This window comes from Streptococcus sp. 959, from assembly GCF_013277075.1.
GTDB lineage: Bacteria > Bacillota > Bacilli > Lactobacillales > Streptococcaceae > Streptococcus > Streptococcus pseudopneumoniae_C.
In genome coordinates this window covers 26,312-37,051 of record NZ_VMMF01000035.1, presented here as the reverse complement: position 1 = coordinate 37,051, position 10,740 = coordinate 26,312, and the positions used below count along the sequence as shown (strand labels likewise).

Sequence of the window (10,740 nt, the reverse complement as noted above, 5' to 3'; positions counted from 1 at the left end):
ACTACAGTTGACAAAGAGCCCTATTTAAAAACCACACAGTGTTTCTTTCAACTTGATAATCATTCAAGACGAAATCACTGTGTGGTCATGATTTTTAAGCTAGTGTTTATTGTTTATTTAGATTAAAAACTAACTTTTTCATTTAATTTTCTAAATTCTTTTGGATTTTATGATTAGAGAAGATTGTCAATTAAGTCATCGACTTCATCTTTTTCAGCTTGAGGTGTAATCTCAGTGATCATAATCCCTGCTACTGCTCGCTCAACTAAGCCCTTAACATCCATTCGTTTTTCATACTGCTCTGCATTTTTAATCTTAGGATTTGTCTTAGGACGGTCAGGTGCAAAAATCGTACAGCAGTCTTCAAAAGGCTGGATAGAAATATCAAAGGTATCGATTGCCTGAGCGATGTCAATGATTTCCAATTTGTCCATAGTAACCACAGGACGAATGACTGGAGTGCTGGTCACAGCGTTGATAGTCTGCATGCTTTCCAAGGTCTGGCTAGCTACTTGACCAAGACTTTCCCCATTGATGATAACCAAACCATTTCGCACCTCACGAATACGATCAGTAATCCGCATCATAAAACGGCGTGTCAAGGTCATAAGATAGGCTTCTGGAGCTTTAGCCTTGATTTCCTCTTGAATCTCTGTGAAAGGTACTTCGATAAACTGGATATTGCCCCCAAACTTGGTTAATTTACGAGTTAAATCTTGGGCTTTCTTGAGAGCACCTGGACTAGTGTAAGGTGGGCTGGCAAAGTGAACGGCTTCAATATCTACCCCTCGTTTAAGAGCTAGATAACCTGCCACAGGTGAATCAATCCCTCCCGACAACATGAGCATGCCTTTACCAGAACTTCCCACAGGTAATCCTCCTGCTCCACGAAAAGTTTCATAGGAAATATAGGCAGCCTCCTCACGAATCTCCACCTGAAGATTGATATCAGGATTTTTCATCTGAGCTTGTACGTTTGGAATAGCCTCGAAAACAGCACTACCAAGAGTTTGATTGAGTTCACGACTATCAAGTTCAAAGGTGTGGTCGCTACGTTTACCAGTGATTTTAAAGGTCATCCCTTCCTTGTAAGTTTCTTTCATAATCTCTTGGACAGCAGATTTAAGAACATCCACGGACTTTTCAACCTTATAAACGGGAGAAAAGTTTTGAATTCCAAAGACTTGCTTGAGGGATTCTGCTACTGCTGTGTAATCAGCTCCATTGAGGTAAGCATGGGCACGATCACGATCTGCTGTTACTTTTACTTGGGGATAGATAGACAAAACGTCTGAAATATTGTTGCGAAGTTTATTGATGAAACGCATACGATTTTTGTGCTTGGTTGACAATTCTCCGTAACGAATCATAATTTCTGAATACTGCATAAATGCTCCTATCTTACTTTTCTAGTTTGATTGTAAATTAATTTTAACTTGGTCAAAAACTGCTCTACCTGACTCATATCATTTTCAAGGTCTAGGCTAAGACGCACAGCTGATTGGGCCTTATCTTTGTCCACTCCCATAGCAATCAAGGTACCTGCAGGTTTACCAGCCTTGGACGAACAAGCAGAGGTTGTGGAAATGAAAATATCATAGTCTTCAAAGGCGTGAACGATGACTTCACCTCGAACACCCTTAATTCCAAAAGTCAGGATATGAGGGGTAAAGCCTTCCTCATCAGAGAAGACAAATATATCCGGATAGTCCAAAAGCGATTGGCGAATCACTGCCTTCATCTGCTCAGTTTTGCTTGTAAAAATATCTAGCTTTTCCATAGACAAACGGAGGGCCTTAGCTGTCGCTGCAATCCCTGCCACATTTTCAGTTGTCGAACGATAATCACACTCTTGGCCACCACCTGTTAAAAGAGGCGTAATCTTCTTGCCAGACTTAATATAGACAAAGCCAACACCACGGACACCATGAAACTTATGGCTCGAGAAGGTCGCGAAATCCACTCGTTCTGTCAAATATTTTTCAGTTGGAATCTTGGTAAGTGCTTGAACCGCATCAACATGGAAGGAAATAGTTGGCTTGTCTTCCAAAAGTTCTGAAATAGCCTTAATAGGCTGGATAGAGCCGATTTCATTGTTTACTGCCATGATGGAAACAAGGGTCGTATCAGGTCGTATCAAATCTGCTAGAGCTTCTACATCCACAAATCCTTTCTCATCAACTGGAGCAAAATCTATCTCAAAATCTTGAGATTTCAACCAGAGGGCTGACTCTTTGACTGCTGGATGTTCAATGGCTGATACAATGATGTGCTTGCCAAACTGGGCTTTTTCAAAGGCCACACCCTTGATAACCCAGTTATCTCCTTCTGTTCCACCAGAGGTAAAGAAGATTTCGTCACTTTTCTTGCCAATCAAATCGGCAATCTGTTGGCGGGAAGCATTTAAGATTCGTGTTGCCTGGTCTCCCAAACGATGGAGACTAGATGGATTTCCTAAAATTTTTGAAGCCACCTGCATATAAGTTTCAAGGGCTTCAGGATAAGGCTTGGTCGTCGCCGAATTATCAAAGTAAATCATGTTTTCTCACGCTTTCTAAAATCACTCCTTCTATTGTATCATGAAACAGAGTCTGCGACAAGAAAGGGCAATTCCTCTTTTTTTAAGATTTTTTTAAAGAAATGCGGTATAATAAATTTTAATTAAAGGAGAGAATGTATGTCTAATTATCGTAGAACTTCAAAACCCAAAACAGAACACATCAAAAAAGGCTTTACGGTCTTCCAAAAAACCGTTGCTACTATTGGTAGTATCCTTGGCTTGATTACCGCGAGTATCACGATCATGAACGCCTTGGATAATAACAAAAATACTAAAAAAGAACCTACGACAAGCCAGACAACAATTGTCAAAGAAATTCAAAAAGAATCCCCTCAGGAAAATACTAGTCCAAATAAGGAAAATAACACCACTCAAGAAAAAACACAACAAGAAGAAACACCAAAATCTAGTGTTAAGGAAGAGAAAAAAGAAGAGCATAAAACAGCAACTCAGGACTCTACTCCTGCTCCAAGTAAACCTGCTACTGAAAACGAAAAACAGGTCAATACGCCAACTTCAGAAAATAAAAGCAATCCTCAGTAAGCACATGATTTAAGAAAAAATTAACTTAAAAATAAAACTACACAGTGACTTCAGCCTTGACCACAATCAAGCCAAAGAGAGACTGTGTTTTTATATAATTGATGTTTTAGAGGGTAGATTCTTGACCAATTTTATGAGATTCATACTCATATAATTGAAACCTAGCTATGTTGTGATGACTTATTTATCTCTAATATAAAAAACTCTGCACGCGCCAACAATACTCTCTCATCTGCTCCAAAGGGGAGCAAGATCCATTTTTCATTTACCTTATATTCGAAATCCTTCTTCATGCAGAAGTTAGTAAGACCTTTACATCTAACATAAATAGTCTATCTCAACCACTTCATAGATATTAGTTTCTATTTTGTTGTTTTTTAATTATAATAGATTGAAATAAGATATAAACAAATTGATTTAGAAACTCTAATTAATTTCTAAAAATGTTTAGTATATACGGTGTACCACTCTAGATTCAATCTGTTATATAAACTAGAACAGAAAAAACGAGCATATCCAACTGATACGTTGCTCGTTTTTTCTGTCTTAAAGGTGAGTTTTTGCTCAGTCTCTGGTTTTGAGCTGATAGCCCGCAAATCACCCGTTAGACGGGTGATTATGATCACTAAAAATTAAAGAATTCCATGGCCTGTTTGAACAGTAAATCCATATACTCTGGGTCTTCTTGGGCAATGGTAACCTGCTCTTGAATCATTTCCAAGTCATCTGTTATCATGCCATCAGCTCCCAAATGAACAGATTTATCAAAGGACTCTGAACTATTGATAGTCCACACGTACAATTTCTGATCGGTATTCCAAAGCTTGTTGACAAAATTTTCATCCAAGGTAGAATACTCCATGGTGTAACCTGTAGCTTTCGTTCTTGGAAAAATACTATTGTAAGGTAGGATGAAATAAACTGGAATTTGTGAGTCATAGGCTAACACCTGGTCAATAACATGGTAGTCTAAGGACTGCATTTGGTGATTATTCCGTTTAATAACATCTCCATATTTGTCCATAAAATGTTTCATCATATCTGGACTATCTTTTCGACTGGTTTTAATTTCAATGAGGAGTTTTTGATGCAATTCATTGGCTTTGTTAAGATAATCATCAAAACTAGACACCTTGGTGTGATAGCCGTTTTCCGAAATATCGAGTTTGGTTAATTCATCTAAGGTTAAATCTTGAGGATTGGCATTGACTCCTGTCAAATTCTTAATATTAGCATCATGCATCATGACAAACTGGCCATCTTTGGTTTCTTGGACATCCATTTCAACTAAGTCTGGTGATAACTGCGCTGTTTTTTCTAAAGATTGAACTGTATTCTGCACACCATTCCTATTGGAGACACCTCTATGAGAAATAACTAAAGGTTTATTGGCAACTGGAGCTTCCAAATAAACATAACCCTCAAGAGCGAAAAAAATACCGGCACAGCCCATCACTCCCCATCTCATCCAGTGATCTTTCTTTCTCCTTGGCGTGATTTCTAGTTCTTCTCCTGTTAAGAAGGAAACGAACTTAATGAGAAAGTAAGTTAAGGCCATATAGTGGAAATTCTTAATCAAGACAAAGTTGATAATTCCCAGAACAAGAGATTCCTTATGGGTCAGACCATCCATCAGTGCCTGACCTGCTAAGATTGGAATCAATAAAAGAATGAAAAATAGGTAGGTTTTGACGACAATCCAAAATAAGTTCCAGATATAAAACCAAGAATGTTTTTTCGTTTTTTTCAAGCTATAACTGATTGACTCTTTAACCCTTCTTCGATCAAAAAAAATCTGGGGTAAAGCGAACATTAAACGAACGGAAATATAAAACATCATCTGAGCAAACATAAAAATAATTAATCCTAACAGCCAATACTTATCTTCAAAGTATGTCACAATAAAATCAGGAATAACAATTTTATTGAGATAATAAATCTTTAAAATCTTTCGAATCAATGGAAAAAGCATCATGACATAAAAGAAGATAAAGGCCATTTTGGAAATCGTCACTTGTCTCATGAATAAGAAACTCTGACGAAAGACCTTGCGACTGTACTCCAGCAGAGTTCTCTTTTCATGATAGAGGAGGTGTCGAGCTCCGATAAAGAGAAGCCCTATCTGGTAATAGGCGATTAGTAAATTAACGATTACCAGAACAAATAAAGCAAGACTAACAAAGGGAGAACCCTTTATAATGGCAAAAATATTATTGTAGGAAAGAAAGAGATAACCTGTCTGACGGAGCAACAGTCCAGCAATCAAAGAATTAAGTGGTAACCAGACAAACTCAATCATCATGAATATCAAGAAAAAGAGAAAAAGTATTTTATCTAGATTAAAGTATATCTGCTTAAAACCTAGATTTTTAGGTTTTTCAGGTTTCATAGGCACTCCTAGTCAAATAATTGAGACAAGTCCAAGCCTCCAAAAGGATTGTTCGACAGGCTACTTTCTGTCCCTAACAATTCTCTAGCTTGATCGGACTCTAGAAAGGACTCGTAAACACGCGCCGTCATCCGAGCATCCTCCAAGCTATTATGGGACTGCCCTTGAAATCCAAGAAATGAGGCGACGGTTTGCAATTTGAGATTGGCAATACCATGTAAATCTGAACTACGACGTTCAAAAGCTTCATCATACAAATCCACCTTGTACTGCTGGCTATAGTCTAAACCATGCTCTGCTAGAATAGGCAAATCACTTTTAGCAGCATTGTATCCAACCATCGGTAAAGAACCCACAAACTCTTGGAAATCTTTTATAACTTTCTCCACTGGAGGAGCATCTTTTAAGGTCTCAGCCGTAATCCCAGTCAAACCATTGATAAAGCTTTTTAAAGGCACACTTGTATGAACATAGGAATCATAGGCATCGATTTCCTGACCATCTCTAAAACGCACTGCCGAAACTTGAATCAAGTGTGTTTGTCCTTCGTGCTGATTAAATTCTAAGTCAAAAGCAATGTAATCTTCTAATCGTTCCATTCTATCCTTCTCCTCTACTGTCTATCTTCTTATTCATTTTGAGCAACTATACTATTCACAAATAAAAGAAGCCATTAGGTTAGCACATAACCTAAACAGCTCCTTGATTATCCTCCAAATAAACGAGCAAAAAAGCCTTTCTTAGTTGATTGGACTTCTTCTTTTGCTTGGTCCAGCTCTAGCTTAAGATTTTCTTGATCCTTCATGGCTTGAAGAGTCAATTGTTGCTGCTGATCGAGTTGTTTGTCTTTCTCAGCAATCTGACGGTCTTTGATACGCATCTGCTCGTCTTTTTCTGATAACTGACGATCCTTGGCTTTTAATTGTTCATAGAGACGAAGAATTTCTGCATTCTTCTCATCCACTAGAATCTCCATCAGTTCACGTTGCTTGACATCTTCACTGACAGGCTCATCTTCAAAAATCGTTTTTTTATAGATTTCTTCTAGCTTAATCAAGCCACTTCTGGTAACGACTGTTACCCCTTTGTCATTTTTATCTGTGTCTTCTTCTGGTAATTCTTTGACACGGTTATTGATTGCTTGGCGAGATAATCCTAAAACCTCTGCAATCTCACTGACGGTCATTTCAATACTCATAATATCCTCTGAAACGTTTTCTAGCTTTTCTTTACTTAAATCTTATCATAAGCTAGAAAAACTGTCAAATTTTCGCTTAATCTAAAGCCTTCAAAAAGGTTAATAAGACTTGGGCAGAGCGACGTCCAGCTTCGATAATAAACTCATCAAAAGAGATGTTTGCTTCATGATTGGCATTGTCACTCATAGCTCGGATAACTAAGACTGGAAGATTAAGGGCATGCGCTGCCTGAGCAATAGCTGCTCCCTCCATCTCAACGGCTAAAACTTCTGGGAAATGGGACTTAATCGCTTCTATCTTGTCATTTCCTGCAACAAAACTATCTCCTGTAGCAATCAAACCAAGATGCCATTTTTGGTCCAATTGAGATAAACTCTCTTGGATTTTGGCTACGAAGGTTTTGTCTGATTCGAAATAAAGCGGTTGTTGCGCCATTTGTCCATAAGCATAACCAAAAGCTGTGACATCCACGTCATGATAGGCTAATTTGTCAGCAATCACGACATCCCCAACAGCAATACCTTCTGCTACTGCCCCAGCTGAGCCCGTATTAATGAGAGCATCCACTTGGAAATGATCAGCCAAAATCGCCACACTCATAGCAGACATGACCTTCCCTATTCCACTTTCTACAAGAACGACTTCATGAGAGGCAATGCTTCCTGTGTGATAGGTATTCCCCAAAACAACTTGCTCCTTAGCATTTTCTAAATGCTGGACCAGATACGCCAGTTCTTCTGGCATAGCCGCAATAATTCCTATTTTCATTTCAATTCCTTTTCTATTACAAAAGTTTCATTGCTAACACAAGCAAAATCAAGAGAAAGATGACAGCAAATAAGATTTTATTTAACTTAGAATTGAAGACATTTCTCTTAGTATTTTCAATGCGACGGCTTTTATGAATAGACGGTTCGACTTGAATCTTCAAGGTTTCCTGGCTAAAACCATGTTCCTTAGGATTGGCATAACCAAAACGGGAAGAAGTTGGTAAAATCTTTGTCTCCTCATCATCTAGCAAAGGAGGACCTGAAATTTTTTCGCCTCTATTAGCTCTTTCAATCATTTCATCCGTTAATAAAGGTTTACCCATACTGACCTCCTCTATTTTTTGTACAATTCCCAATACTGAACAGCCATAATTGTCTTGGCATCACAAATATGACCTGATTGGATCAATTCCTTAGCTTCTTCTAGACTCACTTCAAAGACTTCCAAAGTTTCGTCTTCATCCTGCGGACGTGGATTTTCCACCTTTGTCAAATCGCTAGCTAGGTATAGTTTTAACTTTTCATTACAGAAGCCAATAGCTGAGTAAAAATCATACAAGAGTTCTAACTTCCCTGTATAGGCTGTTTCTTCCTCTAATTCACGAAGGGCTGCTGCTACAGGGTCTGTATTTTCTCCTACTTCCAATTTTCCAGCTGGAATTTCGTAAGAGACAGCCTCGATAGCCTTACGATACTGCTTGACCAAGATAAGTTTTTGCTCATCCGTTACGGCTAAAACACAGACAGCTCCATTGTGGAAAATTAAATCTCGTTGGGCAGTTCCTTTACCTTCTGGTAATTCAACCTGATCTTGGACCAGTTTAAATATTGGTCCTTGATAGATTTCTTTTCGGCTAAGCGTTTTTTCTTCAAATTCCATGATAGACTCCTACTGATTCTTAGGATGATGAGGAAGGCGTGTTGCATATTCATCTTTATTGACCTGACGACCGCGACCAATGGCAATGGCATCCGCTGGAACATCTTTAGTAATAGTTGAACCAGCTCCAACGAGGGAATTGTCACCTAACTCAACTGGCGCAATAATGGTTGAATTTGAACCAACAAAGACATTGTTACCGATGACTGTCTTGTATTTGTTTTTGCCGTCATAGTTGACTGTAATGGTTCCTGCACCAAAATTAACGTTACTACCCACTTCACAGTTTCCGATATAAGTCAAATGACCAGCCTTAGTATTCTCCCCGATAGAAGAACCTTTAACCTCAACAAAGTTTCCAATATGGACTTGGGCACCCAGACTTGAACCTGGACGAATGTGGGCATAAGGACCGACTGTCACACCGTCTGCAACACTACTCTCCTCAATCATAGAGTTGGTAATAATAGCTCCTGCTCCGATAGTGCTATCCACTACATATGTTCCATTTGTCAAAACAGTCTCAGCACCAATTTTCGTTTGCCCCTTCAAGGTAACATTGGCTTCGATTTGAACTTCAGGCGCAATCTCCACATCAATATCAATATAAGTTACTTCTGGATTGACAAAGCTAACACCATTGATCATGTGCTGATGATTGATGCGACAACGCATAACTGACTCAGCTGTCGCAAGTGCCACACGGTCATTTACCCCAAGACTTTCATCAAAATCTTTCAAAGTATAAGCGCCAACTTTTTCACCAGCTTCACGGAAAATGCCAATGACATCTGTAATATAGTATTCACCTTGAGCGTTATTGGTATTAATATTTTTCAAAGCCTCGAACAAACGCTCATTGTCAAAAACGTAAGTTCCAGTGTTAATTTCCTTGATTTGTTTTTCAAAATCTGTAGCATCCTTTTGCTCAACGATGCGAAGAACCTCTGCATTGTCATTACGAACAATTCGTCCATAGCCAAAAGGATTATCTGTTTCAGCAGTCAAGATAGTGGCCACATTTTTATGATTGATGTGGAAATCAATCAAGTTTTTCAAGCTTTCACCTGTGATTAAAGGAGTATCTCCTGCAATGACCAAGGTGTGACCTGACAAACCTTCTAAAATAGGCTCTGTCATCATAACTGCATGACCCGTTCCTAACTGTTCAGATTGAGTCACAAATTCTGTCTGTCCAGCCAAGACCTGCTCAACCAATTCTGCCTTGTGTCCGACAACTGTTACTGTCTTTTCAGGTTGGATAGCTCCCACACTACGGAAAACATGTTCCAGCATAGAAATACCCGCAACCTTGTGCAACACTTTTGGCAAATCAGATTTCATGCGAGTCCCTTTACCCGCTGCTAAAATGATGGCATAATTTGACATAATCTTCTCTTTTCTATAGAAATTCCCTTTTATTATACCATATTTCAAATCATTCCGCGATCTTGAATGAAAAAATGCTCCAAAGTCCCTTCCCTAACCCATTTTTTGAGTATTTTTTTTGATTTTTTTTGATTTTTAAGGTAAAATGATGAAATATGAGAAAGAAATTTAATCCGCTTATTTTATTTGGTTTTTTTGGGATTATGATTTTTATATTAATCCTAAATCGCCCCCATTATGAAGATCATCCTGTAAAAACAAAATCAAATATTACTCAAATAAAAACCCAGGCATTACATAACTTAGATAAACCGGTAATTGATGTTTCTGGTTGGCAGCGTCCTGAGGAAATTAATTACGATACTCTGTCCCAAAACATTTCTGGAGCCATTGTTCGCGTCCATAGTGGCGCTCAAACGTCCAAAGAGAACGATGCCTCCTTTGTTAATGGGGTAGATAAGGCTTTTAAAACCCATATCACTGAGTTTCAAAAACGAAATGTCCCAGTTGGTGTTTATGCTTATTTAGCTGGAAAAAGTGTCCAAGAAATGGAAAAAGCAGCTGAAGTTTTTTATAATGCTGCCTCTCCCTATAACCCTAGCTACTATTGGTTAGATGTTGAAGAAAAAACCATGTCCAATATGAACGAAGGGGTTGAAGCCTTTCGAGCCAAACTAGAATCACTAGGAGCTAAAGACATTGGAATCTACGTTGGTGTTTATTTCATGGAAGAACATAGTATTGACACTACAAAATTTTCTTCTATTTGGATTCCGTCCTATGGTTCTGACTCAGGATTCTACGAGGCAACTCCAAAAACTGATTTAGATTACGACATCCACCAGTACACTTCTAAAGGAAAAATTGCTGGCTTTAATCACGATTTGGATATCAACGTCATCTCTTCCTTAAAAAACAAAGAAGAAACTTTTAGAAAACTCTTTTTAAAACCTTAAAAGCATTTGTTTATCATTTGCTTTTTCTTTTGTGTTTGATTGTGATACAATATA

Annotated in this window: 11 protein-coding genes; 2 read left to right on the top strand and 9 right to left on the bottom strand. The window is 38.3% G+C overall.

The window, feature by feature from the left end; all coding sequences use genetic code 11:
• Positions 1 to 173: 173 nt before the first annotated feature.
• Both thiI and HT717_RS09500 read right to left on the bottom strand, forming a co-directional pair.
• A complete protein-coding gene (gene thiI, locus HT717_RS09505; protein ID WP_049539164.1) occupies positions 174 to 1,388 on the bottom strand; it encodes a tRNA uracil 4-sulfurtransferase ThiI in 1,215 nt (404 codons plus the stop codon).
• An 8-nt stretch (positions 1,389 to 1,396) separates the two neighbouring features.
• Positions 1,397 to 2,539 (bottom strand): cysteine desulfurase family protein, encoded by a 1,143-nt coding sequence (locus tag HT717_RS09500; protein WP_173305134.1) that lies wholly within the window; start codon positions 2,537 to 2,539, stop codon positions 1,397 to 1,399.
• Between the two features lie 138 nt (positions 2,540 to 2,677).
• Between HT717_RS09500 and HT717_RS09495 the strand changes: the two genes are divergently transcribed.
• Positions 2,678 to 3,103: a DUF6556 family protein gene (locus HT717_RS09495; RefSeq protein ID WP_173268000.1), complete on the top strand. Its 426-nt coding sequence runs from the start codon at positions 2,678 to 2,680 to the stop codon at positions 3,101 to 3,103.
• A 625-nt stretch (positions 3,104 to 3,728) separates the two neighbouring features.
• On the opposite strand, the gene HT717_RS09490 is transcribed toward HT717_RS09495, so the two are convergent.
• From HT717_RS09490 to glmU, 7 genes are all read right to left on the bottom strand, one after another.
• A complete protein-coding gene (locus HT717_RS09490) occupies positions 3,729 to 5,492 on the bottom strand; it encodes a glycerophosphodiester phosphodiesterase (RefSeq protein ID WP_173305132.1) in 1,764 nt (587 codons plus the stop codon).
• An 8-nt stretch (positions 5,493 to 5,500) separates the two neighbouring features.
• On the bottom strand, positions 5,501 to 6,091 hold the full coding sequence (locus HT717_RS09485; protein ID WP_020900313.1) for a 3'-5' exonuclease: 591 nt from the start codon (positions 6,089 to 6,091) through the stop codon (positions 5,501 to 5,503).
• A gap of 107 nt (positions 6,092 to 6,198) precedes the next feature.
• Entirely contained in the window at positions 6,199 to 6,690 is a 492-nt protein-coding gene (rocS, locus tag HT717_RS09480) for a chromosome segregation protein RocS (protein ID WP_000021242.1), read from the bottom strand.
• A gap of 76 nt (positions 6,691 to 6,766) precedes the next feature.
• Positions 6,767 to 7,459: a 5'-methylthioadenosine/adenosylhomocysteine nucleosidase gene (locus HT717_RS09475; RefSeq protein ID WP_049539171.1), complete on the bottom strand. Its 693-nt coding sequence runs from the start codon at positions 7,457 to 7,459 to the stop codon at positions 6,767 to 6,769.
• Between the two features lie 16 nt (positions 7,460 to 7,475).
• Positions 7,476 to 7,784 (bottom strand): cell wall synthase accessory phosphoprotein MacP, encoded by a 309-nt coding sequence (macP, locus tag HT717_RS09470; RefSeq protein ID WP_049539173.1) that lies wholly within the window; start codon positions 7,782 to 7,784, stop codon positions 7,476 to 7,478.
• 11 nt (positions 7,785 to 7,795) lie between these two features.
• Positions 7,796 to 8,341: an NUDIX hydrolase gene (locus tag HT717_RS09465; RefSeq protein ID WP_049539174.1), complete on the bottom strand. Its 546-nt coding sequence runs from the start codon at positions 8,339 to 8,341 to the stop codon at positions 7,796 to 7,798.
• A 9-nt stretch (positions 8,342 to 8,350) separates the two neighbouring features.
• Positions 8,351 to 9,730, bottom strand: a complete 1,380-nt coding sequence (glmU, locus tag HT717_RS09460; RefSeq protein ID WP_049539175.1) for a bifunctional UDP-N-acetylglucosamine diphosphorylase/glucosamine-1-phosphate N-acetyltransferase GlmU — start codon at positions 9,728 to 9,730, stop codon at positions 8,351 to 8,353.
• Between the two features lie 155 nt (positions 9,731 to 9,885).
• Here glmU and HT717_RS09455 point away from each other — a divergent pair, with 155 nt between their 5' ends.
• Positions 9,886 to 10,686 (top strand): glycoside hydrolase family 25 protein, encoded by an 801-nt coding sequence (locus HT717_RS09455; RefSeq protein WP_049539176.1) that lies wholly within the window; start codon positions 9,886 to 9,888, stop codon positions 10,684 to 10,686.
• Positions 10,687 to 10,740 lie beyond the last annotated feature (54 nt).